This is a genomic window from Chryseobacterium rhizoplanae (assembly GCF_900182655.1).
GTDB classification, from domain to species: Bacteria; Bacteroidota; Bacteroidia; order Flavobacteriales; family Weeksellaceae; genus Chryseobacterium; species Chryseobacterium rhizoplanae.
This window is the reverse complement of sequence record NZ_FXTC01000011.1, coordinates 1-25516: the sequence shown is the minus strand read 5'-3', so window position 1 is coordinate 25516 and position 25516 is coordinate 1. Positions and strand designations below refer to the sequence as shown.

General features: G+C 36.9%; 21 protein-coding genes. 17 read left to right on the top strand and 4 right to left on the bottom strand.

Going from position 1 to position 25516, the window contains the following annotated elements:
* The first annotated feature begins 13 nt into the window (after positions 1-13).
* Complete coding sequence (locus tag FN817_RS19425; protein ID WP_142719375.1) at positions 14-379, top strand: hypothetical protein; 366 nt, start codon at positions 14-16, stop codon at positions 377-379.
* A gap of 268 nt (positions 380-647) precedes the next feature.
* Here the strand turns inward: FN817_RS19425 and FN817_RS19420 are convergent, their stop codons facing one another.
* Both FN817_RS19420 and FN817_RS19415 read right to left on the bottom strand, forming a co-directional pair.
* Positions 648-1592 (bottom strand): DUF4349 domain-containing protein, encoded by a 945-nt coding sequence (locus tag FN817_RS19420; RefSeq protein WP_142719374.1) that lies wholly within the window; start codon positions 1590-1592, stop codon positions 648-650.
* A gap of 338 nt (positions 1593-1930) precedes the next feature.
* Positions 1931-3526 carry a peptide chain release factor 3 gene (locus FN817_RS19415; RefSeq protein ID WP_142719373.1) on the bottom strand — a complete coding sequence of 532 codons (1596 nt, stop codon included), beginning with the start codon at positions 3524-3526 and terminating at the stop codon, positions 1931-1933.
* A gap of 290 nt (positions 3527-3816) precedes the next feature.
* Here FN817_RS19415 and FN817_RS19410 point away from each other — a divergent pair, with 290 nt between their 5' ends.
* From FN817_RS19410 to FN817_RS19375, 8 genes are all read left to right on the top strand, one after another.
* Entirely contained in the window at positions 3817-4647 is an 831-nt protein-coding gene (locus tag FN817_RS19410) for a CPBP family intramembrane glutamic endopeptidase (RefSeq protein WP_142719372.1), read from the top strand.
* Between the two features lie 41 nt (positions 4648-4688).
* Positions 4689-5264 carry an RdgB/HAM1 family non-canonical purine NTP pyrophosphatase gene (gene rdgB / locus FN817_RS19405; RefSeq protein WP_394345053.1) on the top strand — a complete coding sequence of 192 codons (576 nt, stop codon included), beginning with the start codon at positions 4689-4691 and terminating at the stop codon, positions 5262-5264.
* A gap of 68 nt (positions 5265-5332) precedes the next feature.
* On the top strand, positions 5333-6247 hold the full coding sequence (locus FN817_RS19400) for a ribonuclease Z (RefSeq protein ID WP_047381393.1): 915 nt from the start codon (positions 5333-5335) through the stop codon (positions 6245-6247).
* Between the two features lie 8 nt (positions 6248-6255).
* A complete protein-coding gene (locus FN817_RS19395) occupies positions 6256-7026 on the top strand; it encodes a TIGR02757 family protein (RefSeq protein ID WP_394345052.1) in 771 nt (256 codons plus the stop codon).
* Positions 7027-7037: 11 nt separating this feature from the next.
* Positions 7038-7592 carry a DUF1003 domain-containing protein gene (locus tag FN817_RS19390; protein ID WP_142719371.1) on the top strand — a complete coding sequence of 185 codons (555 nt, stop codon included), beginning with the start codon at positions 7038-7040 and terminating at the stop codon, positions 7590-7592.
* 204 nt (positions 7593-7796) lie between these two features.
* Entirely contained in the window at positions 7797-10157 is a 2361-nt protein-coding gene (locus FN817_RS19385; RefSeq protein ID WP_142719370.1) for a choice-of-anchor L domain-containing protein, read from the top strand.
* Positions 10158-10325: 168 nt separating this feature from the next.
* Positions 10326-13910 carry a choice-of-anchor L domain-containing protein gene (locus tag FN817_RS19380; protein WP_142719369.1) on the top strand — a complete coding sequence of 1195 codons (3585 nt, stop codon included), beginning with the start codon at positions 10326-10328 and terminating at the stop codon, positions 13908-13910.
* Between the two features lie 285 nt (positions 13911-14195).
* Positions 14196-16553, top strand: a complete 2358-nt coding sequence (locus FN817_RS19375) for a choice-of-anchor L domain-containing protein (protein WP_142719368.1) — start codon at positions 14196-14198, stop codon at positions 16551-16553.
* Between the two features lie 131 nt (positions 16554-16684).
* Here FN817_RS19375 and rsmA read toward each other — a convergent pair whose 3' ends face one another.
* Positions 16685-17455 (bottom strand): 16S rRNA (adenine(1518)-N(6)/adenine(1519)-N(6))-dimethyltransferase RsmA, encoded by a 771-nt coding sequence (gene rsmA, locus FN817_RS19370; RefSeq protein WP_142719367.1) that lies wholly within the window; start codon positions 17453-17455, stop codon positions 16685-16687.
* Positions 17456-17546: 91 nt separating this feature from the next.
* On the opposite strand from rsmA, the gene FN817_RS19365 reads away from it, so the two are divergent.
* From FN817_RS19365 to FN817_RS19335, 7 genes are all read left to right on the top strand, one after another.
* Positions 17547-18446, top strand: a complete 900-nt coding sequence (locus tag FN817_RS19365; protein ID WP_047423638.1) for a cell division protein FtsX — start codon at positions 17547-17549, stop codon at positions 18444-18446.
* Between the two features lie 2 nt (positions 18447-18448).
* Positions 18449-18745 carry a DUF3098 domain-containing protein gene (locus FN817_RS19360; protein ID WP_142719366.1) on the top strand — a complete coding sequence of 99 codons (297 nt, stop codon included), beginning with the start codon at positions 18449-18451 and terminating at the stop codon, positions 18743-18745.
* A 96-nt stretch (positions 18746-18841) separates the two neighbouring features.
* Positions 18842-19660 (top strand): undecaprenyl-diphosphate phosphatase, encoded by an 819-nt coding sequence (locus FN817_RS19355; protein ID WP_142719365.1) that lies wholly within the window; start codon positions 18842-18844, stop codon positions 19658-19660.
* A gap of 24 nt (positions 19661-19684) precedes the next feature.
* A complete protein-coding gene (gene truB / locus FN817_RS19350; protein ID WP_142719364.1) occupies positions 19685-20383 on the top strand; it encodes a tRNA pseudouridine(55) synthase TruB in 699 nt (232 codons plus the stop codon).
* 80 nt (positions 20384-20463) lie between these two features.
* Positions 20464-20958: a hypothetical protein gene (locus tag FN817_RS19345; RefSeq protein WP_142719363.1), complete on the top strand. Its 495-nt coding sequence runs from the start codon at positions 20464-20466 to the stop codon at positions 20956-20958.
* A complete protein-coding gene (gene rluF, locus FN817_RS19340; protein ID WP_142719362.1) occupies positions 20958-21680 on the top strand; it encodes a 23S rRNA pseudouridine(2604) synthase RluF in 723 nt (240 codons plus the stop codon). The genes FN817_RS19345 and rluF overlap by 1 nt, the downstream gene beginning before the upstream one ends.
* A gap of 170 nt (positions 21681-21850) precedes the next feature.
* Positions 21851-23071: a YncE family protein gene (locus tag FN817_RS19335; protein ID WP_142719361.1), complete on the top strand. Its 1221-nt coding sequence runs from the start codon at positions 21851-21853 to the stop codon at positions 23069-23071.
* Positions 23072-23133: 62 nt separating this feature from the next.
* Here FN817_RS19335 and FN817_RS19330 read toward each other — a convergent pair whose 3' ends face one another.
* Positions 23134-24396 (bottom strand): helix-hairpin-helix domain-containing protein, encoded by a 1263-nt coding sequence (locus tag FN817_RS19330; protein ID WP_142719360.1) that lies wholly within the window; start codon positions 24394-24396, stop codon positions 23134-23136.
* A 689-nt stretch (positions 24397-25085) separates the two neighbouring features.
* On the opposite strand from FN817_RS19330, the gene FN817_RS19325 reads away from it, so the two are divergent.
* Entirely contained in the window at positions 25086-25310 is a 225-nt protein-coding gene (locus tag FN817_RS19325; protein ID WP_142719359.1) for a hypothetical protein, read from the top strand.
* Positions 25311-25516: the final 206 nt, after the last annotated feature.

Below are 25516 nucleotides of genomic sequence, written 5' to 3'. Positions count from 1 at the left end.
AAACACACTACTTATGAAAAAATCTTTGTGGATCACCCTCGGTGTTGTATTGTTGTTACTAGGCGTATTTGTCTGGTATAAGTACTATTTTGTTTTTGGAGAAGGCGTGAAATCCGGATACCTGAACTATGCCATGAAAAAAGGTTATATCTTCAAAACCTATGAAGGTAAACTGATTCAGGAAGGCTTCGGGAGAGGAAAAACAGGAACCATTACAAGCTACGAGTTTGAGTTTTCTGTAGATGACCCTGAAATTTTCAAGCAATTGGAAACCAACAGCGGAAAAAGCTTTGATCTGCATTACAAAGAATACAACGGTGCTCTTCCGTGGAGAGGAAATACAAAGTTTGTCGTAGACAAAGTAGTGAATATGAAATAAAAACAAATAAGGCTCTCAATATGAGGGCCTTATTTTACACCAAATCACAAAATATTAATATATGAAATAAAAATTTCCAGTTTTGTGGTGAATCCTGTTGTAATAACAAAGATTCATTATTTTTATCTACACTTAAAGTTAAGAGGAATTTTCCTAATAAACAAGCTGTTTTTATTAATGTTATAAAATTAAGCATAAGAATTAATCTTACCTTCTAAACCTCATTAAAAAAACATTAAAAAATCCACCATGAGGATGGATTTTAAATCTAATGAAGATCGTTATTAGGAACGTTCTTGTTTCTCTTTTGATAAAAGTAATACCCAATACCGGCAATAAGAAATAAAGGCCACAACGGAAGAATAAAAAGGAAAATAGAAGTGATCACCTCCCAGCCTGATTCAATAGCTGCCAATGATTTTCCACCGAAAGTTTTAGGTTCTTTTTCTGTTTGAGCCTTGTCGCTGATACTTACATTGATTGTACAGATGGTATTATCTGCGTAATTACGCCCTGAAACCTGAATATCTTTAGTGTCAATATCTCTAACATTGTCGTTGATAGCATCCATTAAACCATCAAAATGCTGTATAGGAACTTTGATATCAAGGCTGTATACTTTTTGATTCTCTCCATAAGGGCTGGCAGATTCCACATAAGAAAGATTTTCACTTTTGATATAACCGTTGTTTTTATGGGCTTCTTCTCTGATTATTTCTTTCACCGTTTCCGAATTGTCTGCTTTTATCACAAGATATCCTGATTTTACCATTTTATCTTTTGGGATATTCAGTTCATAGCTGTCGTTTTTAGGTTGGTTTTTATAAATGATTTTGGTTTCTTTAATAACCTTTGGAGCCGGAGACTTTACAGCAATTTTTTCAGATTTTTTTTCAACGGAATCTTTTTTCTCTATTTTGGATTCCAGTTTTGTAGTAGCGATTTTTTCAGATAAAGAATCTACCATTTTGGAAGTGTTCTCTATTTTTTGCTGAATATCACTTTTAGTATTTTCAAAATCTTTTATTTTAATACTGGCAGAATCCATTACCTGGTTTGCTGCTTTACTGGCATTGTCAATGGTTTCTGTAGCAACAGTAGCTGCGCTGTCAGCTTTATGGATTACTTCATTAATTTCATCCTGTGTAGCTCCTGCTTTTTTACACATAATGAAAGTGCCTGATAAAGCAACGAGTAATATGAACTTTTTCATAACATTAATTTTTTTGATGAAGTAAAATTAGGAGGGAAGTTCTTGTAAAGATTGTAAATGGAATGTATTGTGCTGGTAAAATGCTAACCGTTATATTTTCAGTGTTTTGTATTTATTTTACAAAAGATTTACAAAGTGTTTTTCTTTATTGGAAGCACTAAATTTCTTTAAAAGCTATTGTTTTTTTTCGAATAACAAATTGGAAATCTAAAAATTCTCCTCCTCTTGAGGGGGGGCGAAAATTCAAAGAATTTTTGACGGGGTGGTTTTAAGATATATCATAAAAAAATCCGTAGAAATTTTCTACGGATCTGTATGATAAGCAATTTATCTTTTAATTAATGTTCCTGGAATTCACTAATGAAGTGTAATTTCACATTCGGGAATTTCTCCTGTGTCATATGAATCGTGAAAGATGAGTCTGCAAGAAATACCAGTTGATTGTATTTATCCCTTGCCAGGAATCTCTGCTTTAATCTTGCAAATTCTTTGAACTCTTCAGATTTCTCGTCCGCTTCTACCCAGCATGCTTTGTGCATGGATAGTGGCTCATAAGTACATTTTGCACCATATTCATGTTCCAGACGATATTGGATAACTTCATACTGAAGGGCACCTACCGTTCCGATGATCTTTCTTCCATTCATTTCCAAGGTAAACAGCTGTGCAACTCCTTCATCCATCAACTGATCAATACCTTTTGCCAATTGCTTGGCTTTTAACGGATCATTGTTGTTGATATAACGGAAATGCTCAGGAGAGAAGCTAGGAATACCTTTGAAGCTCAATTTTTCTCCACCAGTCAATGTGTCTCCGATTCTGAAACTTCCGGTATCATGCAAACCTACAATATCACCCGGGAAGCTTTCTTCCACCACTTCTTTTTTATCTGCAAAGAATGCGTTAGGAGAGGAGAATTTCATCTTTTTACCTTCTCTTACCAATAAGTAATTTTCGTTTCTTTTGAACGTTCCTGAAACAATCTTTACGAAAGCAAGTCTGTCTCTGTGTTTAGGATCCATATTCGCATGGATTTTGAAAACAAATCCTGTGAATGCACTTTCTTCAGGTTTTACCAAACGGGTATCACTTTCTTTTGGCTGTGGCATGGGAGCAATATCAATGAAAGCATCCAATAATTCACGAACACCAAAGTTATTTAAAGCTGAACCGAAGAATACAGGCTGAAGATCACCTTTCATATAATCCTCACGGTTAAATTCAGGGTAAACAGATTGAATAAGGTCAAGTTCTTCTCTTAAAGTTTTTGCTGCTTTTTCACCAATTACTTCATCAATAGAAGTATCATTGATGTCATCAAACTTGATAGAATCTCCAACTTTCTGCTTTTTCTCCTCTAAGAATAACTGAATATTGTTTTCCCAGATATTATAAATTCCCTGAAAGTCACTTCCCATACCAATTGGTAAAGATAGTGGGCAAACAGTTAATCCCAATTTTTGTTCTACTTCATCCAACAGATCGAAGGCATCTTTACCCTCACGGTCAAGCTTATTGATGAAAACCAACATAGGAATGTTTCTCATTCTGCAAACCTTAACCAGTTTCTCTGTTTGTTCCTCAACCCCTTTTGCAACGTCAATTACGACAATTACAGAATCTACAGCAGTTAATGTTCTGTAAGTATCTTCCGCAAAGTCTTTGTGACCCGGAGTATCGAGGATGTTGATTTTATGGTCTCTATATTCAAATGCCAATACAGAAGTCGCTACAGAGATCCCTCTCTGTCTTTCGATTTCCATAAAGTCGGAGGTAGCTCCTTTTTTTATTTTATTGGATTTTACCGCACCCGCTTCCTGGATAGCACCCCCGAAAAGAAGTAGCTTTTCCGTAAGAGTTGTTTTTCCGGCATCCGGGTGGGAAATGATCCCGAAGGTCTTTCTTTTTTGTATTTCTTTGATTAAGTCTGACATATCGTATTTTGAAGTTGCAAAAATCGTGATTTTTTACGAGGTTTTCAAATTATATTACGACAATGTTGGTTAGGCTGGAGAGAAGAGATTGAGAGTGTGGGGCAGTAAGTAATTTTATCATATGAGTTGCAAATTTGTTTATTGCAGTCTCAATCCTCTGAAACGGAGATTCTGTATTCATTTTGTGGTGTTCATGGATAAAAGAGCCAAAATAAGAAAATCCTTTTTTAGTTGCCTGTAGCAGTCAAAAAAATTATCTTTGTTTCTAATAAACTTTTTACAGAGAAAGGATGGAAAATAGCAAATATCCGAAGTTTACGTTCACATGGTTTGGCGGTGTAGTTTTGGTGGTTGGATTATTCGTGGGAACAATGGCTGTTTCTTTATTCAGCACCCTTTGGAAAGTTGTTTTCAGGGAAAATATTGAATTGAAAGACTGGTTTCTGATGGTAGCAAATTCTGTAGGATTCCTTACGGCTATTGCCTTTTTTGATTTTTTCATTGTAAGGCGTACCACCCAAAAGAAGCTTAACTTCAATCTATCATCCGTTAACTTCTCTACTTATCTCCTTATTTTTCCAATGATGGCGGGGATGATGTTTATTTCAGAGTTTATTGCCGCCCAGATTCCTATTACAGGACCTTTTTTTGGTGATTTTTACGAGTATTTTACCCGGTTGATGAGCCAGTTGACCGATAATCCTGTGGTAATGATCATTATGACAGTAATTATGGCCCCGATTTTCGAGGAAATTATATTTCGAGGAATTATCCAGAAAGGTTTGATCAATAAAGGAGTAGAACCATGGAAAGCAATTTTGTATGCTTCCATTATTTTTGGAGTGGTTCACGGAAATCCATGGCAGTTTATCAGCGCAGTGATGCTGGGCTGTGTGCTGGGATTGGTCTATCAAAAAACAAAATCTTTACTGATGCCTATACTGTTACACGCGTTCAATAATTTAACCCTGTCGCTGTTGGTCTTGTATGGTAAAGATGAAAGTTTTGCAAAAGTTCTTCATGTTTCAGAATGGCTTGTACTGGCCGTAGGAATTGTACTTTTCTCTTTATTCTATTATCTTTTTATGAAGAAGTATAAAGTGCATTATGCTGAAATGTAAGTATCCAGGCTAAAAAAGTAAAATTGAAAATGAATATAGAAATGGAATTATTAGTAGCTACACACAACGAACATAAAAAAGAAGAAATCCAACAGATCCTGGGAAGTGATTGCGTTGTGAAAAGTCTTACCGATTACAATATTCACGAAGAAATTGTGGAAGATGGAGACTCTTTTCATGCTAATGCCCTGATTAAGGCAAAATACTGCTTTGAAAAAACAGGCATCCCAAGTTTGGGAGATGACAGCGGCCTGGTAGTAGAATCTTTGGATGGAAGACCTGGTATCTTCTCTGCGCGTTATGCCGGAGACCATGATTTCGCAAAAAATATCGAAAAGGTGTTGGAAGAGATGCAGAGAATAGAAAACAGAAAAGCGTATTTCGTTACCGTTCTCTGCTACTATGATGAAAAAGGAGCTCAATATTTTGAAGGCAGAGTGCACGGAAATTTACTGACAGAAAATAAAGGCTTTAAAGGATTCGGATATGATCCTATTTTTGTTCCTGCAGGGCATGACAGAACCTTTGCAGAGATGAATCCGGAAGATAAAAACAAAATCAGCCACCGCAAGCAGGCCTTAGATTTATTTATGGATTTTTTAAAAGTGACTGATTAAGTTTAAATATCAGGGTGAACTGACCATTTAGATTTTCTATCGTACATTTGTTATAATAAATTATTGATTTGAGTACTTATTTAACAATATTAGGTTTTAATTCAGCGATTCCAACCATCAATACATCACCCACAGCCCAGCTGCTGGAAATGGAAGAAAGACTCTTCCTCATTGATTGTGGAGAGGGAACGCAGGTGCAGCTGAGAAAAGCAAAAGCAAGATTTTCAAAAATCAATCATATTTTTATCTCCCATCTTCATGGGGATCATTGTTTCGGGCTTCCGGGACTTATTGCTTCTTTCCGTCTTTTAGGAAGAGATACTCCGCTGCATGTTTATGGCCCGAAAGGGATTAAGAAGATGCTGGAAACCATTTTCCAGATTACAGAAACGCATCGTGGTTTTGAAGTGGTCTATCATGAGTTGGATAAAGATTATTCCGAAAAAATATATGAGGACAACAGAGTAGAAGTATATACGATTCCATTGGATCACAGGATTTACTGTAATGGTTACCTTTTTAAGGAAAAGCCGAAAGACAGGCATTTGAATATGAAAGAAATTGCGAAATACAGCGAAATTGAAACCTGTGATTACCACAATATAAAAGCAGGAAAAGATTTTGTACTGAGCGATGGCTATGTTCTTAAAAACGAAATTCTCACTCTTGAGCCTGTTCCGCCGGTATCCTACGCGTTTTGCAGTGATACCCGCTACCTTGAAAGTGTTATTCCGATTATTAAAAATGCTACCGTTCTCTATCATGAATCCACATTTTTACATGACCTGAAGGAAATGGCTGATTATACTGGGCATACCACGGCATTGGAAGCGGCAACTATTGCTCAGAAAGCTCAGGTTGAAAAACTGATTTTAGGACATTTTTCCAACAGATATGGTGATCTGACGGTATTTACTGATGAAGCAAGAAATATTTTCCCCAATACATTTTTACCAAAAGCATTGGAAAGTGTAAAGATTTAAAAATGAATATGCTGAAATTTGAAGAACTCAGAGATTTTCTCAACGAAAAGGCAGATCAGTACAATGCTCCTGATTTTATTGAAAATGATCCCATACAGATTCCTCATCGTTTTTCTTTAAAACAGGATATTGAAATTGCAGGATTTCTGGCGGCTACAATTTCCTGGGGGAATAGAAAATCGATCATCAATTCTGCGAATAAGATGCTCGATATTATGGGAAACTCTCCCTATGATTTTGTGATGAATTATTCAGAAAAGGATCTGGAAGCTATTCAGGATAAAAGTATTCACAGAACTTTCAATGGACAGGATTTTTCCTATTTCATCAGACAGTTCAACAGAATTTATAAAGAAAATGAAAGCCTGGAAAACCTGTTTGAAGTAAAAGAACCGGAGAATAATTTTCTCCACGCGATAGAACGATTCAGAAACGGATTTCTGGAAACAGAAAAGCACAGAAGCCATAAGCACATCAGTTCGCCCTACAAAAACTCTTCAGCCAAAAGGATTATTATGTTTTTGCGGTGGATGGTGCGTAAAGATAAACGGGGAGTGGATTTTGGAATCTGGGAAAATATAGATCAGAAAAACCTTTCCATTCCTTTGGATGTGCATACCGGAAATATCTCCAGAAAACTGGGATTGGTTTCCAGAACACAGAATGACTGGAAAACGGTGGAAGAACTGGATGCTGCCATTAGAAAATTTGATGAAGCAGATCCTGCAAAATATGATTTTGCCTTGTTTGGATTAGGCGTTACCAAAGAACTGTTGTAAAAATATAAAGGATGAAAAAATATAACGAAAAAACAGAAGTTCTTGAAAAAATAGCGGACAGCATTACATCATGGATAGGGTCTATTCAGTCTCTGATTGTACATACTCTGCTGTTTCTAACTTCGTTTGTGCTTCCGATGCTGCATATCGTAGATTTTGATAAGATGCTGCTGATTCTTACTACAGTGCTTTCTCTGGAAGCTATTTATCTGGCTATTTTTATCCAGATGTCAGTGAATAAAAGTCACGAGAAAATTGAAGATATCCAGGAGGATATTGAAGAGATCAGTGAAGATATTGAAGACATTCAGGAGGATATCGAAGAGATCAGTGAGGATATTGAAGAGATCAGCGAAGATATTGAAGAGATCAATGAAGATATAGAAGATATCCAGGAAGACATTGAAGAGATCAATGAAGAAGAGGAAGAAGAAGATCACAATGAAAGAGCAAAAAATGTAATATTGAGGAGTAATGTCAACTCTAATAAAAACGAAATAAAGGCTTTAAAAGATATTATCTCTCAACTGCAAAATGAAATCGAGCAATTGAAAAAAGAAGAATAATTGCAACTGAATTATGACAATAAAATATAAACAGATCAATACAATTGGTCTGTTTTTTTATAAATTTCTGTTCCATAATGATTTACGGAAAATGTAATGATAAGAAAAAAATCTTATGAATCTAGGTGTTTATTTGAAAAATAGTAACATTCAAGGCTGATTTGTTATTATTATTTTTGCTACATTTGAACAAATGAAAACAAAATGTTAATCTATAGACTAAAAAACTATTTTTTCCTTTTTTCTTTTTTATTGATTTCTGTTTCTGCATTTTCTCAAACGAGACCAGTCAGAAAATCAGAGAAGATAAAGCCTTCTGCTGCCAGTCTCAGGGCCGGAGCATTCATAGATGTGAATGTACCTCCTTACGTCCCTTCAAATTATACACCTGAGCAATTGGTGAAGAATATTTTGATCAATGGTGGTACCAATTGTACAACAGCCAATGTTACCAATGTTACAGTATCTCCTGATCAGGATGTGACTAACAACAACAGATTTTGGGGGTATTTTCATAAAGGAACAACAAATTTTCCTTTTACTGATGGTATTGTCCTGACAACGGGATATGCTTCGGAAGCTGGTAATAATTATATATCAGCTGTTGGGCAATCTACAGGAACCGGGAGTGATGCAGACCTTGTTGCCGCTACAGGAGCTAACGTTAGTTTAACGGATGCCGTGGCGCTTGAATTTGATTTTGTCCCGAATTCCAACCAGGTAAAGTTCAACTATATATTTGCTTCCGATGAGTATACTTCGAATTATCCATGTCTGGGTTATTCTGATGCTTTTGCATTATTGCTGAAGAAAGTGGGGGATCCTACCTATACTAATCTTGCGGTGTTACCGGGAAGTGCAGGCCCGGTAAGTGCAACCAATATTGTTCCTGCAGGCAATGGATTTAGTTGTGGACCTATCAATGCAACTTATTTTGGAGGATTGGCAAACCCGCATCTGCTTATTAATTATTTTGGAAGAACAACACCTTTAACAGCTATAGCAGACGTAATTCCGGGACAAACATACCATTTTAAAATGGTGTTGGCAGATGCAAAAGATTCTACCCATGATTCAGCTGTATTCCTGGAAGGAGGATCTTTTGATGTCGGAATTAAAATTGTAGATGAAGCCGGAGCAGTTTTACCTGGCAGTATCAACATGTGTGACAATACACCAAAGCAATTGAAAGCACAGGTAGCAGCCATTCCGGGAATGACGTATCAGTGGTATAAAGACGGAGTTGCTATTCCGGGAGCAACCAGCGCTATTTATGTTGCCACCCAGCCAGGAGTATATACTGTGAAAGTAATGGTTCCGGGCAATCAGTGTCCTAGTGAAGCAACCGTTACCATTATCGGAGGAACGAGTCCTACAGTACAGAATGCTGTGCTTAAGCTCTGTACAACACCTGCACTCAGTACATTTGATTTAGAAGCAGCAAAACCCCTGATCAGTACAACACAGGGAGCGGTATTCCGTTTTTATGCTAATCAGGCTGATGCACAGGCTCAAAATAATAGTTATATTACCAATCTGACAACCTATAACGGTACAGATGGACAGATATTATATGTACTGGTTTCCAATGGAGCTTTCTGTAGTAAAATTGCAACTTTAACATTAAGAAAAGAAGAAACTCCAACAGCATTGCTTACAGCACCTAGATTAAAAATCTGTGCAGGGGAATCCGTGTTATTAACAGCTTCGGGTGGAGTGACATACCAATGGGGTGATTCTGCAGCCACTACAGGTGGAATAAGAACTGTAAGCCCTACCCAGACAACAACATATACCGTATATGCTATCGGAGCACAGGGGTGTAAATCTCTTCAGCCGGCACGTATTACAATAGAAGTAGTACCGGCTATCGTTTCAAACTTGAAAGGAGGACATATCTGCCAGGGAGATAAAATCATTCTGGATGCAGGTTCAGGTCCTGGGTATACCTATCAGTGGAGTAATGGAGAAACAGGTCAGAGTATTACGGTTTCTACTCCGGGAGAATATTCAGTAATGATAAGCAATGGGGTGTGCTCAAAAGAGTTTAAAGCACAGGTTATTAAAGCAGTAATTCCTGAAGTAATAAAAGTAGACTATAATGAAAATGGGGTAATGATCATTACAGCGAGCAATCCAAGTAATGGTACTCTTGAATATTCGGTGGATAACGGAGTTACATGGCGGTCTTCCAATGTATTTAACAATGTCCCTAAAAATAAAATCATTTCAATCAGGGTGAGAGTTAAATTCACAAGCTGTGTAGGTTTCCTTGAATTCTTTACATTCGTTATGAAAAATGTAATCACTCCAAATGGGGATAATATTAATGATATTATTGATTTCAGCGGAGTGGTCAACTATAAAGATTTCAGCGGGCAGGTTTTTGACCGATACGGAAGAGAAGTCTTCAAAGCTGAAAAGATAAGACCATATTGGGATGGATATTTCCAGGGTAAAAAACTACCTACTTCCACCTACTGGTATCAGGTAACCTTTGAAGATCCTGCGAGTAAAGAAGTTACAGTGAAAACAGGATGGATATTACTTAAAAATATAGAATAATTAAAACTATAATTGAAAGACTGACTATTTTGTCAGTCTTTTTTTATTATATTAAAATAAATAGAGTTGATATCCTAACATAAATAAATTTGCGTTAGTAATAATGTAAATTGTGTTAACTTGAATTTCAATTAAAAAAAATAGTATTTTTGTTTAAAATAATATAAAATGTTAAATAGGAGGAGAGGAAATTTATTTTTAGCGTTATTTTTAGTTTTCATAGGCAACTTTATTTTGGCTCAAAATAGAGGAAGGGTAGAAATTGCGAGAAAACCCAGTGCTGCTTCCTTGAGAGCAGGTGCTTTTATAGATGTGAATGCACCAAGTTACCCGGAATCAGGCTATCCTATAACCCAGCTGATCAATGATGTTCTTATCTCAGGAGGTACTACCTGTACCAGCTCAAGTGTAAGCAATGTAACGGTGTCTCCAAACCTGCCGGCTTCCAATCAGAACCGAAGCTGGGGATATTTTAATAAATCAAATACCAATTTTCCGTTTAGCAAAGGAATTATACTTTCTACCGGATATGCCAATAAAGCAGGAAATACTCTTCAGGGAACTTTAAGTGATGACCTGGGAACAGGAGGAGATGTAGATCTGGCAAACGCCTTGGGAATAGGTAATAATAACCTGACCAATGCTACCTCTATTGAGTTTGACTTTGTTGCAGCTTCTACTGAAATTACTTTCAGATATTTATTTGCTTCAAAAGAATATCAGCAGAACTTTCCATGTACCATCACCGATGGTTTTGCCTTGCTTCTAAAAAAGGCATCTGATCCTACTTATACCAATCTTGCAGTGCTTCCGGCAGGAGCAGGCCCTGTAAGTGTAACGAATATCCACCCGCAGTATCAAAACTGCGGACCTAAAAATGAGGCCTATTACGGAGGTACCAATACCGCACAGATTGAAACCAATTTTAACGGCCGTACCATTCCTCTTACAGCAAAAGCAACTGTAGTCCCAGGGCAAACGTATCATTTTAAAATTGTTCTTGCCGACTATCAGGATCCCAACTTCGATTCTGCAGTATTTTTGGAAGCAGGATCTTTCGATATTGGAGTGAAAATTTTAGACCCTGCCGGAGCGCAGCTGCCTGCATCAGTAAATATGTGTGATAATACACCACAGACTTTTACAGCTTCTGTTCAGGGACCCAATATAACCTATCAGTGGTATTTGGGAACCAATCCGATTGCTGGGGCTACCAATGCAAGTTATACAGCAACAGCGCCAGGAGTTTATACTGTTAAGGTTTTTATTCAGGGAAACAGCTGTCCGGGAGAAGCTACCATTACAGTAGTAGGAGGGACATCTCCAACAGTACAGAATGCGACGTTAACGGCCTGTTATGCTGCCGGCAATGCTACATTTAATTTAACATCAGCACAAGCTTCAATAAGTACCACTCCGGGAGCCGTGTTTTCATATTATGCTACCTTGGCAGACGCTAATGCAGGAAATACAAATACAATTCCAAATCCCACAGCTCATCAGAGTGCAGGAGGAACGGTGTATGTAAGAGTAGCAAACGGTTTCTGTGCAAAAGTGGCACAGCTTCAATTGGTGAAAGCACCACAAATGATCCCTACTATTGCCCCTCCGGCAGTACTTACCTGTGCTAACTCTCAGACTACACTGGATGCATCAGCTTCCGTTTATCCGGCAGGTGCTACATTCAACTGGACCACTACAGGAGGAAATATTGTTTCAGGAGGAACTACCTTAAACCCTGTTATCAATGCTGCGGGAACCTATACTTTAACCATAACAAAAGTGTACCAGCCAGGAAATATTACTTGTACAGCAGTAGGTAACGTAACGGTAACAGGAAACAGTGCCCCACCGGTGACTGGACTTACTGCAAGCAAAATAAAAATCTGTAAAGGCGGGTCCACAACACTTACCGCAACAGGAGGTGCTACCTATAACTGGGGCAATGGCCTTACCGGAAACGGAAATACACAGGTGGTTTCACCTACCGTTACAACTACTTATACTGTAACAGCAGTAGGTGCTAATGGCTGTGTGTCTCAAAATCCTGCCACTATAACAATTGAAGTGTCAGAACCTTTTACAGCACAGAACGCAATACTACATAAATGTTATCAGCCGGGATTAACTTATAATCTTACAGAAGCTCAGCCTCAGATCACAACTACAGGTGGAGTTACTTTCACTTATTATATAAATCAGGCTGATGCCAATGCTGCTAACGGAAACTTTATCGTAACCCCTACAGCATATACGCCGCCGGGAGGAAGCCAGACGATTTATGTTTTAGCAAGTAATGGAGGTTGTAGCTATGTAGTATCTCTGCAATTATTAAGCACGGCTCAAACTACTCTTACAATTGCTGCACCGCAAACAATTACCTGTACAACTCCTCAGATTACAATTAATGCTTCCGCATCAGTTGTACCAGCAGGATCTACTATTGCATGGACAACAACCGGAGGAACTATCGTCTCAGGAGGCAATACCCTTACCCCTGTTGTAAGTGCAGGCGGTACCTATACTTTAACCGTTACAAATGTATCACAGCCAGGAAATCTGAGCTGTCCCTATACTTCAACAGTAACAGTACAGGAAGATAAAGTACAACCGGTTGCAGCTGTTGTTTCGTCAGTACCTCGTATTTGTATAGGTGAATCAGTAACATTAACAGCTTCAGGAGGAGTAACCTATAACTGGGGGAATGGTCTTACAGGGAACGGAAATACTCAGGTAGTTTCACCTACTGTGACTACGACATATACAGTATTTGCCGTTGGGGCTAATGGATGTATTTCTGCAACGCCAGCATCAGTTACAGTTCAGGTTGGTCCGCCTATCGCAGGACTTACCGCATCTAAATTGAAGATTTGTGAAGGGGAATCTGTAACATTGACGGCTACCGGAGGTATTACTTATAACTGGATAGGACTTACCGGAAATGGAAATACACAGGTTGTTACTCCTACCACAACAACAGAATATTCAGTATTTGCATTGGGAGGAAACGGATGTAGCTCTGTAAATCCGGCTAAAGTTACCATCGTAGTAGTTCCGGCAATTGTTTCTACATTGAAGGATGTATTTGTTTGCGCTGGAGATAAAGGAACTCTTGATGCAGGTCCGGGACCCAATTATACATATTTATGGAATACAGGAGCAACTACCCAGACAATAACAACTAATGTTGCGGGTGCTTATTCTGTAATAATCAGTAATGGAGTCTGTTCCAAAACATTCTCTGCCCAGCTGATTAATCCTGATCTGCCACAATTTACCAATGTTGTATATGATAACCACATTCTTACCCTTACGGCAAGTAACCCGACGGGAGGTGTTTTAGAATTTTCAATTGATGGAGGATTAACATGGCAGTCATCGAATATATTTACCGGTATCCTGAATAATACAATGTATACTCTTATGGTAAGAGTAAAAGGAGCTAAATGCGGTACTTCACTGGACTATTTTACATTCGTGATCAGCAATGCTATTACTCCTAATATGGATGGTGTAAATGATACCATCGATTTCACAGGAATCAGCGGATACAAAGATTTTGCAGCTTCTATCTTTGACAGATATGGGGCAGAGGTATTCAAAGCTTCAAAAGGCGATGTTATCTGGACAGGATCATTAAAAGGAATTAACCTTTCTACAGGGACATACTGGTATAGAGTACAGTGGGAAAACCCGGCCAGTAAGAAAATGGAACAGCGCTCGGGCTGGATTCTCTTAAAAAACAGAAACTAGAATTTATTAAAATAAAATAGACAACAAAATCTTTCAGCAATGAAAGATTTTGTTGTTTTATATAGGAAATGTTATTGTGTTTTGTGAATTATTTAAAATAGAAGATAAATATGTTAAAACAATTTGTAACACGATGCTACCACATTGTTTATGGTTTGTACGAATAGGGATTGATTAACGAAAATTTACTTTAAAAGGTTGATGTATTGTTTTTTTATGGTAAAAAATATAAATATGTATGTGAGATATTTAAAAAAAAATTAAATTTGTTGAAACAAAAATATTATGAGAAGATATCTACCGCTTTGTTTATTTTTTTTAGTCATCTCGACTTTTTTATTTTCACAAGATCTACCACCCAGGAAACACGTAAAGGAAATTCCTACAGCAGCCTCCAGAAGAGCAGGTGTTTTTATTGACGTTAATGCTCCGCAGTATCCTGAAACTACTTACACTATTGAAAAAATGGTAAAAGATGTATTGATCTCATCCGGAACCAATACTTGTCTTACTCCCAATGTAACCAATGTGAAAATTACTCCTAATCATGCTGCAAGTAATGCAGACAGAGCATGGGGATATTTTCATAAGGCAACAACCAATTTCCCTTTTAAAGACGGGCTTATTCTTTCTACAGGGTATGCGAGAAGAGCAGGTAACACTTTTGAAGGAGGACTGAGTGACGTCAACGGTGGAGGTTCAGATGCTGATCTTGCACAGGTGATTGGAGTAGTGGAAAGCAGATTGAATGATGCTGTTCTTTTGGAATTTGACTTCGTTCCAACAACAAGCCAGATTAAATTTAACTATCTGATTGCATCCGAAGAATATACAGGTTCATTCCCTTGTACTTTTGCAGATGCATTTGCGATCTTATTGAGACCTACCTCGGGCGGACCTTATGTGAATATGGCTGTACTTCCCGGAGGTGCTGGACCTGTAAGTATTACGAATATCCACCCTGAAGTACCAGGCAGCTGTGGAGCGGTAAATGAACAATATTTTGCCGGTTACAACACAGGTAACGTCGAAACCAATTTTAACGGAAGAACAATTCCATTGACTGCTACAGCAACTGTAGTAGCAGGGCAGGAATACCACTTCAAAATGGTAATTGCCGATTATAGTGACCACAGTTATGACTCTGCAGTATTTCTGGAAGGAGGATCTTTCAATATTGGGGTAGATCTTTTAGACCCTGCAGGAACAAAATTACCTTCTGATATCAATGTTTGTGATAATGTACCTCAGGTAATCACGGCTTCTGTAAATGATCCTAACCTTGTATATCAGTGGTATTATAACGGAGCACCGGTTCCTAATGCTACAACCAATACAATTACGGCTGTACAGCCAGGTACTTATACTATCGAAGTAAGTGTTCCGGGGAATCCATGTCCGGGTAAAGCTACTATTCAGATTCATGGGGGAACAACTCCGCAGGCTCAGGATGCTACATTACTGCTTTGTACTACACCGGATATTACCACTTTTGATTTAAGCACAATTACCTCTACCATCAGCCCGACACCAGGAGCTATTTTTAAGTTCTATGTAAATCAGGCGGATGCAATTGCACAGAACGGTAATTATATTCAGACTCCATTAAACTATAACGGTAACGATGGTCAGATTCTGTATGTTGTAGTTTCCAATGGAGGATTCTGTAGTAAAATGGTAGAATTGACATTGCATAAAGAAGTAACCCCAACAGCTAAAGTAAAAGCTTCCAGAATAAAAATATGTCCGGGAGAATCTGTAACCCTTACTGCTGAAGGAGGAGATACTTACCTATGGAGCAATTTCATGGGAACAGGAAATATGCAGACTGTTACTTTATATCAGACAACTACATTTACAGTGTATGCAATTGGTGCACAAGGTTGTAAATCTCTTAATCCGGCAACAATAAGAATTGAAGTTACTCCGGAAATCACTTCCCCATTAAAAGATGTTGAAATGTGTGTCGGTGATAAAGTGACTCTTGATGCAGGTGCGGGACAAGGCTTTAAATACCTTTGGAGTACAGGGGCAACAACACAGAAAATTGATGTAGACCAATGGGGTATCTATTCCGTAGAAGTTGATAACGGAATTTGTAAGAAAGTTTTTGAAGCTAAAGTAATGGGTGCAGCTACGCCTTTTGTGACTGGATTAAACTATGAAAGCATCAAGAAAACAGTAACAATTACAGCTGAAAATCCTCCGATGAACAATATGCCAAGTACTTTGGAATATTCTATTGATAACGGAATCACCTGGCAGGATTCAAACGTGTTTAGCAATCTTTTAGACAATACAAATTATACTGTTTTGGTAAGAAGAGTAGGGACGCACTGTGTAGGATCTCTTGAATTCTTTACCCTGCAGATCAACAACATTATTACTCCGAACGAAGACGGAATCAATGATGTACTGGACCTTAAAGCTCTTGGAGACTTTAAAAACTTTACAGGTTCTGTGTATGATAGATATGGAGTGGAAATGTTCAGATTCTCAAAAGAAAAACCTATCTGGGACGGAACAGTTGGAGGTAAGAGACTTCCTACAGCAACATACTGGTATAAGTTCAATTTTGAGTATCCGAAATCAAAAGCTCAGATGAACTGGTCAGGATGGATCATGCTGAAAAACAGAAACTAGAATTGATAATGTAATATAAAAAGAAAGCCTTTCAGATTTATTTTGAAAGGCTTTCTGCTTTTTAGAAGTAAATTTACGATCACTTAATCCAACACAAAAGCTCCTTTATCAGGAGCCTTTTTTATTGAAGTTTATTGATTTTGTTTCCAGAGATTGGCGAAATGTATAAAATCTGCTACACTAAGTTCTTCCGCTCTTTTATCTAAAAATTCATGGCCTTTTAAAGCTTCCGGAATATTTAAGGATTTCAATGCATTAGACAGTTTTTTTCTTCTCTGGTTGAATCCTGTTTTTACAATCTGCTTAAAAAGAATTTCATTGCCTGCAAGACCTTCCTTTGGATTTCTGGTAAGTCGGATGACTCCGGATTTTACTTTTGGCGGTGGATTAAATACATTTTCATGTACTGTAAACATATAAGATACATCATAATAAGCCTGTATCAGGACAGAAAGAATACCGTAATCTTTAGTTCTCGGAACGGCAGCCGTTCTCTCAGCCACCTCCTTCTGAAACATTCCTACCATTTCCGGAATCAGTTGATAATGATCTACAATCTGAAACAAGATCTGTGATGAAATATTATAGGGGAAATTTCCAATGATAGCAATCTGATCATCTTTGATAAAACTGAAGTCCTGTTTCAGGAAATCTCCCACAAAAGTCTCTTCAGTAACCTTTGTATAATTTTTTTTCAGGTATTCGATAGACTCTGTATCGATCTCAGCAAGATAAATGTTCTGATCTTTTTCAAGAAGATATTTGGTAAGAACTCCCATTCCGGGACCTACTTCCATGATGTTATTATAGTTCTCAAAACTAAGACCTTCTACGATTTTTCTTGCGATGTTTTCATCTGTCAGGAAGTGCTGTCCAAGATGTTTTTTTGCTTTTACACTCAAGGTTTTTTATGATTTTATTAACAATGATTTTCTTTATTTCGTCCCAAATTTCGGAAGTTTTTTTCTATTTTAGCCAAAAATTTTAATATTAATGGCTAAATCTGTAGATGAATTTAATAAGAAAAGGCTTCGGTCCAGCAATATTACAGTAGTGATAAGTATTGCCTTAGTGTTATTTTTGTTAGGATTAATGGGGCTTATTTTAATTAATGCCCAGAAGTATTCTGACTATATCAAAGAACAGTTGGTGGTGAACGCCTACTTTGATGAAAATTATGATGCTAAAGATTCTGTAAAAATTGCAAAACTGGAGGAAGAAACTTTTAAAAAGGTACAGACACTAGCTCCGGTAAAAAAAGCAACCTATATTTCAAGAGACATGGCTGCAAAAGAAGCCAAGAAAAGTATGGGAATTGACAGTGATGCATTGTTTGAAGAAAATATCTTCCCATCTTCTATTGAAGTTGCTCTAAAACCTGAATTCGTAGATCCGGCAAAAATTGATGAGGCTATTAAAGAGATCAAATCAGTTCCAGGAATTATCGATGTTAAAAATGACAGTACTTTAATGGTAGATGTTTACAATAACCTGAGCAGAATCTTAAAGTGGATTTTCGGATTCTCAATTCTGTTCCTTGTATTGGCTGTTGTATTGATCAACAACTCTATCCGTCTGAAAATATTCTCAAAAAGATTTATTATTAAAACAATGCAGCTGGTAGGAGCGAAAAGGAGATTCATCCTTAAGCCTTTCATTATAGAAGCAATCATTTTAGGGGCTATTGGCTCTGTAATTGGTCTTATTGCTTTGGGTGGTGTCTGGTATTATTTCACAAGCCAGATTGGTTCTGCTTTCGTACAGGACAACAACCAGTATTTCTGGTTAGTGATCCTGGTATTGGGAGTAGGAGTCTTTATCTCTGTCTTAAGTACAATTTTCGCTACATGGAGGTTCTTAAAATCAAACGTTGACGATTTATATTACTCTTAACAATGAGCAAAAAAACAAATAAATTTTCCGCTTCAGACTTTGGACATGAAGCTGAAGTACCACAACAAAACGCTTTCTATTTCGGACCACAGAATTTCAAGTGGATGCTGATAGGACTGGCATTTATTGTCGTAGGATTTCTATTGATGATGGGCCCGGACGCCAATACGGTGGATGGTAAATTTGACCCGAACTCATGGAATGATGATATCTTTTCTATCAGAAGAATCAGGATAGCACCTCTGTTTGTTGTTATTGGATTTGTAATAGAAGTATACGCTATCTTAAAGAGAAAATAAATAAATTTTTATATTTTGAGATTAAGAGATTAAGAAATTGAGAGTAATGCATTCTGAATTTCCGGATCTCTTAATCTTTTAATTTTTTAAAAGAATATGGATTTAATCAAAGCAATTATTATTGCCATTGTAGAAGGGTTAACGGAATATCTTCCGATTTCTTCTACCGCACACATGGGATTTACAGCCAACCTTATGGGGCTTGAAGAAACAGAATTTTTAAAAATGTTTCAGGTATCCATTCAATTTGGAGCCATTTTATCAGTGGTAGTGGCCTACTGGAAAAAGTTTTTTGACTTAAACAATATTCAGTTCTATTTTAAACTTGCTTTTGCTGTAGTTCCTGCTCTGGTTTTAGGATATTTATTCGATGATAAAATTGAAGCTGTGCTGGGGAATCAGATCGCTATTTCTTCAGTGTTGGTGTTAGGAGGTGTTGTTTTACTGTTTGCAGACAAATGGTTTAAAAACCCTAAAATAGACGACGAAAAAGGAATTACCATCAAAAAAGCAGTGACCATTGGTTTCTGGCAATGTCTTGCAATGATGCCTGGAACCAGCCGTAGTGCGGCTTCTATTATTGGAGGAATGACACAGGGACTTACCAGAAAAGCTGCTGCAGAATTCTCTTTCTTCCTTGCTGTACCTACCATGCTGGCAGTAACGGTATATTCAGTTTTTGTTAAAACCTGGGGAAAAGAAACGGCAAATCCACAGAAAGGATATGAAATGATTATGGCATCACAGGATCACATTATGATCTTTGTAGTAGGAAATGTTGTCGCGTTTATCGTAGCACTTATCGCTATCAAAGCATTTATTGGAGTGCTTAATAAATACGGATTTAAACCTTGGGGCTGGTACCGTATTTTTGTTGGAATTGCTCTGTTGATTTATTTTTATTTCTTTAAATAAGAAATCACTCATTTATACCCATTCATGACTGCTGAAGAACTGAAATCAGGATACATTTTTTTATTGGATAAGCCTTTGGACTGGACTTCCTTCCAGGCTGTCAATAAAATGAAATATAAGCTTAAAAGGGAATTTGATCTTCCTAAAAAATTTAAAATCGGGCATGCAGGAACTTTAGATCCCAGAGCAACAGGGCTTCTGATTGTCTGCTGCGGAAAATTCACCAAGAAAATTCCTGAAATTCAGGATGCTCCCAAAGAATACTGGACGGAGATTAAGATCGGAGTACAGACAGAATCCTACGATACTGAGAAACCTGAAATCCTTCATCAGGATATCTCTCATATTACTGAAGAACAGGTAAAAGAAGTACTTGAAAAGTTTATTGGAGAAATTGAACAGAAACCACCCGTTTATTCAGCCATTAAAATTGATGGTGAAAGAGCTTACAATCTTGCAAGAGCTGGGGAAGAAGTAGAAATGAAGGCCAGAAAAACCACCATTCATTATATTAAAGATGTTAAGATAGATTTTCCTTTAGTAAGTTTCATGGTTGGCTGTTCAAAAGGAACCTATATCAGAAGTCTTGCACACGATATAGGTCAGGAATTAGGAGTAGGAGCCTATCTGACTCAATTAAGACGTACTAAAATCGGTGACTATGCTATTGAAAACGCTACAGATCAGTTTTTAAATAACGAGTACAGATTTGAAAGTCTATGAAAATAAAATTATCCTTTTTAATATTTATCTTCGCTTTTTTTAAGACATTTTCTCAGGATACAGAATCTGGAAAATCAAAAATGGATTTTTATTTTAATCCTTCCCTTAATATCGGATTTAATATTAAGAAGAAAGACCAGATCACCAATTCGCAGTATATTGAAAACAGATCCTCATTAGGAAATCTGACTTATGGTGTTACTGCTATCGGAGGATATAATTTTCTTCCTAACTTTGCACTAGGAACCGGAATCAAATATAGCTTTATACAAGATAATTATCATCTGGTGTATTGGGTTATTCAGCCGAAGATCATTTTTGCTCCGGGAGAAAGACCATTTTACATTGATATTAATTATGGAAAACAGCTTAATCACTCCGCTGTTTCAGATACTGAATTCTGGGGTGGCAGACTGGGAATGCAGGTTTCTTATTCAAAAAGATTGAGTCAGGAAGGAGGAATTGTTTTTGAATCACATAAACTCAAAGATAGAGCTGATGGATTTTTCATAGGGTTAAGTTATGGAATTACAATTTTCAGCAATAAAAATTATACCAGCTACGGAAAAGACTAATGGAAAAAACACGCATCAATAAATATTTATCAGAAGTAGGGTACTGTTCAAGAAGAGCGGCAGATAAACTTTTAGAAGAGGGTAGGATCAAAATAAACGGAAAAATTCCTGAGATGGGAACAAAAGTTTCCGATGAAGATCTTGTGGAGGTAGACGGTAAAGCTATCAGAGAACCTCAGGAAAAACCTGTATATATCGTTTTTAATAAGCCGGTAGGAATTGTGTGTACTACGGATACAAAACGTGAAAAAAATAATATCGTAGATTATATCAACCACCCGAAAAGGATTTTTCCTATCGGAAGATTAGATAAACCAAGTGAGGGACTGATCTTACTGACAAGTGATGGTGATATCGTCAATAAGATTCTGAGAGCCCGTAATAATCACGAAAAAGAATATATTGTTCGTGTAGATAAGCCGATCAATCCTAGATTTTTAGAAAAAATGCGAAACGGAGTTCCTATTCTGGATACCGTAACCAAAAAATGTGAGGTAGAAAAGATTGATGATATGAATTTCAGAATTGTTCTTACCCAGGGACTCAACAGACAAATCCGAAGAATGTGCGAATATCTCGGATACGAAGTGAAAAAACTGAAACGAATCCGTATCATGAATATCAAACTAGACCTCCCGATTGGAAAATGGAGAGATCTTACCGAAGATGAACTGAATGCATTGAATGCTATGCTCACCGATTCCAGTAAAACATTCGACTAAAACTTATACAATACTTTAACGGTTTTCCTCCTATATTTTCCGGTATAAGTTACTGGAAACACGATTGGATTATTTTTATTTCATTATTTTTCACATATTGGTGTAATATATTTTATTTTTCATAGAAAATATATTATATTTATAACAATAACACTTATAACCTGAAAATCATGAAATTAAAATTTATTGCAGCCTTTTTATTTGTGACTTTGATAACTTTTACGGGTTGTCTGAATGAGCACGATCCGGATCATTCACATGATTCTTCCTTTTATATTGATTACAGAAGCTTAAAAGGATTACCAGACGGAATTGCCGTTATAGAACTCGATCCAGAAGCCCCGGATTTTGGAAATATCAGCAGCAGACTTGAATTGGGTATTGGGGTATTGCCCCATCATATTTATTACAACCAGAATGCAAAAAAAATGTTCACAACGGCTTTGGGTGGCAGTTATCTCTATGAGATAAGAACGGGAGAAGATCAAAATGGATTGCCAAAATTAATTGATGCAACGCCTATTGATACTGGTGAGAATACGGTAGGAGAAAATTTATTTTTCACAACTGACGGAAGATATTTTATGACCTTTATGGGAGGAGCAGGAGGCCCGAAGGATGGCAGCATAGGTGTTTTTAATGCTAATAATAATCAGCTGATCAAAACTATTAAAGCGCCAATTCAGGCTAATCCCAATCAGTTTATAATGTATCCGCATGGTATTTCAATTAATGAAGAAAAAGGACTAATGATGGTCAGTTCAACCATTCATCCGGACCTCACTACGGGAATGGGCAATACCTGTACTTTATTAGATCTGAACACTTATGAAATAAAGGAAACCTATCAGGTAGCAGACTCCCCAACTGATTTATCTGCTCCTGTGGAAGTATTACTATTGCGCGGAAAGTTTCCACAGTATGCACTTGCTACAACCATGCTTGGCGGAGATATCTGGATTGCTCCATACAATACTGCCACTAAAAAATATGATGCCTTTACTAAGATCTTTGACGGAAGCACAAAAGGTTTAGGCTGGGCACTCGAAATGTATATTGATGATTCAAACAAACTGTATGTAAGTTTTGCAGATCCTGGGAAGATACTTGTCTTTGATATAAATAATCTCCCCCAATTAAAGCTTTTAAAGACTTTTGATGCTGATAAAGGGGCACACCATATGGCTTTCTTTAAAACCAAGTCAGGAAAAGAAGTGGTAGCAGTACAAAATAACCTGTTGGATCTCCCTAATCTGAACTCAGGAACCGTTAGTGTAATTGACATCAACACAGGAAAAACCTTAGGTACAGTCGATTTGCGCAACCGCTATGGAATATTGCCGGAATCCATTGAAGGCACCAATGGACCAAGCAGTTATATGCATCATTAAATTCGGGGATAATATTTCAGATGAGAAACGATTCCAAAATATTATTTTGGAATCGTTTTAAGTTATTTTACATACAATCTCATTCTTTCTTCATACTCAGGTTGCAGTTTTAAAAGTTTCCATATTTTTCTGTCATCAGGATTACTGATCCGGTAGAAAATGATTTTGTCTGCAGAATATTTGAAATAGGGGTGGTTTTTAAGCCATTCTTCGGGGGCATCCACTAATGAATATCTGGTGACATCTGAGGAATTTAGTGGCGCAATTGAGATCAGCTTTTGAATAAGATCCTGATCAATATTGTATGTACTTAAAATCTGTTGCTTATTGATAAAGCCCCCTAACTTTTTTCTGAAACCGATAATAGAACCTGCGCTTTTTTCATCCAAACCAAATTCTATAAGTTGTCTGAAAGTAATGGTATTGAGATCTGTTTTTGAAAAATCAGTTTTTTCCTGCTGCTTCTCCTGGAGTTTGATATAAGGTTTCATTTCCTGAAATTTCTCAGCAGAAATCACAAAACATTTCTGCAGATCGTTCAGGCTTTTAAAGCTTCCCCGTAGATTTCTATCCCGGTAATTAATGATGGTAATGGCTTGCTTTTCTGAAAATCCAAAGGTTTTCCAACCCTCCAGATCCAGTTGGTTAGGATCAAAAGAATGGTATTGAATTTTGGTTTTGGCCATACTATTCTTTGCTGAATTTTGAAAAGTTTCGGGAGTTTTTGCAGGTAAAAGCAAATAAGGTTCAAGCTTGCTGTAATTTTCCGGAGAGATGATAAAACATTCTTTAAACTTCTCCTTACTGATAAAGCTTCCTCCCAGATAATTTCTGTATTTTAAAATAGCTTCTGCCTGTCTTTCACTGAAACCCATTTTGAGCCAGCCATTAGCAGAAAGCCGATCAGGATTGAATTTCCCTGAAATCGTAATTTCTTTCTTTCCATACGCATTCAATCCTTTTGGCTTCCCATTCTCTGTTATTTCAGGAAGTAAAATGAATGATTCCAATTCCCTGAATTTCTCGTCAGAAATTGCGTAACATTTTTTCAACTGTTCTTTTGACATAAACTTTCCCCCTACAATATCTTTATATTTAAGAATTGTAGCAGTCTGCTTCTCTGAAAAGCCAAGTTTCTGCCATTGCTCTTTGTCCAGAGTATTGGGATCAAAATCGGATAGATTCGCAGAGTTTGAAGTACTGGTAATAAACTTTACATCAGGAAAAGGTTCTTTTTCCCGGCTGGTGTACTTTTGATAGGCTAATAAAATAGTCAGCAATGTGACCATAAATGCCAGTTTCTGGTAATAGCTTTTTCTCATCATACGGTAAAAATATCAATAAAAATAAAGTGTGTCAATGATTGATAATGAAATGATTAAATATTATATAAATATGATAAACTTATTGTTTAAAAGATAATAGAAATCTTGATTTTTAGGTAATGTAATTCCGTAATTATGGCTGGATGTCTGAGTTGAATTGTGTTTTTTGATCCTTAAGTTTGGAATTTTAGGTTTCAGATATATAGGTTTCGGTTCTGAAGTAATATTTTACAGTTCTAAAGCACTTCTTTAACATCTTGAAGTACTCTCCGGAGGTCTTTAGGGGGCCTAATAGATTCGGGATACAGAATTTCCCGGTTGGAGGACTCATAAAATAAGGGTTTTTTATAGATTCGATTAGGTTGGGAACCTCAAGATACTCTTCCAGAACCCATATATCCAGAGGACGATAACAGAATTTAAATAGAAAATGGTACTAATATTACTGTCTTCTTGAAGGCTATTAGCAAAGAATTCATTTCTGACCAGATAGGCAGCTTAGATGATTTACCTTTACGAAAAGAATTAGCTAAAATACTTAGAATATGGAATAAAGGATGCTGGATGCAAAGCATAGAAAAAGTCTTAATTAAAATAATCACTATTTATAAGAAGTGTGGCGGCTTGTTTCTCTTCAAACGGCTTGGTTTTTGTAATTTTTTATTATACTAATCCTATTGATATTAAATATGAAATACACTGAGGCATTGAAATACAAGGAAGATGCATTAAAAAAAGCCGACAGTACAGTAGTTGACAATTACCATATTGTCATAGTTCCTGCTGATACATCTGAAAGCACCAGATATATCGAAGAATACACCAAAAAACCTGAAAATTTTAAAGATGATAGCTGTAAGAAATATTGTTCAAACGGAGACTATTTGGTGGTGAGTTTTAAGAAAGAAGAATAATCTTGAAAAGAAATCAACATTTACCCATTACCTTCTGTAGATGCGAGTATATCAATAAAAACTCCGCTGAACACTGGACTGCCCCCAAAAAGTTAGACACTTTTTAGGGGCATTTTTTTATGTATAGAAAAGAAAAATTTAGCGTTGCTTTCAAATTAGAATGTATTAACCTTCACAAAAATTCTCATCGTTCAATTAAATCTATA

Coding starts and splice junctions, on each gene's coding strand:
- FN817_RS19425 (WP_142719375.1), top strand. CDS start 14: ATGAAAAAATCTTTGTGGATCACCCTCGGTGTTGTATTGTTGTTACTA.
- FN817_RS19420 (WP_142719374.1), bottom strand. CDS start 1,592: ATGAAAAAGTTCATATTACTCGTTGCTTTATCAGGCACTTTCATTATG.
- FN817_RS19415 (WP_142719373.1), bottom strand. CDS start 3,526: ATGTCAGACTTAATCAAAGAAATACAAAAAAGAAAGACCTTCGGGATC.
- FN817_RS19410 (WP_142719372.1), top strand. CDS start 3,817: ATGGAAAATAGCAAATATCCGAAGTTTACGTTCACATGGTTTGGCGGT.
- rdgB (WP_394345053.1), top strand. CDS start 4,689: ATGGAATTATTAGTAGCTACACACAACGAACATAAAAAAGAAGAAATC.
- FN817_RS19395 (WP_394345052.1), top strand. CDS start 6,256: ATGCTGAAATTTGAAGAACTCAGAGATTTTCTCAACGAAAAGGCAGAT.
- FN817_RS19390 (WP_142719371.1), top strand. CDS start 7,038: ATGAAAAAATATAACGAAAAAACAGAAGTTCTTGAAAAAATAGCGGAC.
- FN817_RS19385 (WP_142719370.1), top strand. CDS start 7,797: ATGTTAATCTATAGACTAAAAAACTATTTTTTCCTTTTTTCTTTTTTA.
- FN817_RS19380 (WP_142719369.1), top strand. CDS start 10,326: ATGTTAAATAGGAGGAGAGGAAATTTATTTTTAGCGTTATTTTTAGTT.
- FN817_RS19375 (WP_142719368.1), top strand. CDS start 14,196: ATGAGAAGATATCTACCGCTTTGTTTATTTTTTTTAGTCATCTCGACT.
- FN817_RS19365 (WP_047423638.1), top strand. CDS start 17,547: ATGGCTAAATCTGTAGATGAATTTAATAAGAAAAGGCTTCGGTCCAGC.
- FN817_RS19360 (WP_142719366.1), top strand. CDS start 18,449: ATGAGCAAAAAAACAAATAAATTTTCCGCTTCAGACTTTGGACATGAA.
- FN817_RS19355 (WP_142719365.1), top strand. CDS start 18,842: ATGGATTTAATCAAAGCAATTATTATTGCCATTGTAGAAGGGTTAACG.
- truB (WP_142719364.1), top strand. CDS start 19,685: ATGACTGCTGAAGAACTGAAATCAGGATACATTTTTTTATTGGATAAG.
- FN817_RS19345 (WP_142719363.1), top strand. CDS start 20,464: ATGGATTTTTATTTTAATCCTTCCCTTAATATCGGATTTAATATTAAG.
- rluF (WP_142719362.1), top strand. CDS start 20,958: ATGGAAAAAACACGCATCAATAAATATTTATCAGAAGTAGGGTACTGT.
- FN817_RS19335 (WP_142719361.1), top strand. CDS start 21,851: ATGAAATTAAAATTTATTGCAGCCTTTTTATTTGTGACTTTGATAACT.
- FN817_RS19330 (WP_142719360.1), bottom strand. CDS start 24,396: ATGATGAGAAAAAGCTATTACCAGAAACTGGCATTTATGGTCACATTG.
- FN817_RS19325 (WP_142719359.1), top strand. CDS start 25,086: ATGAAATACACTGAGGCATTGAAATACAAGGAAGATGCATTAAAAAAA.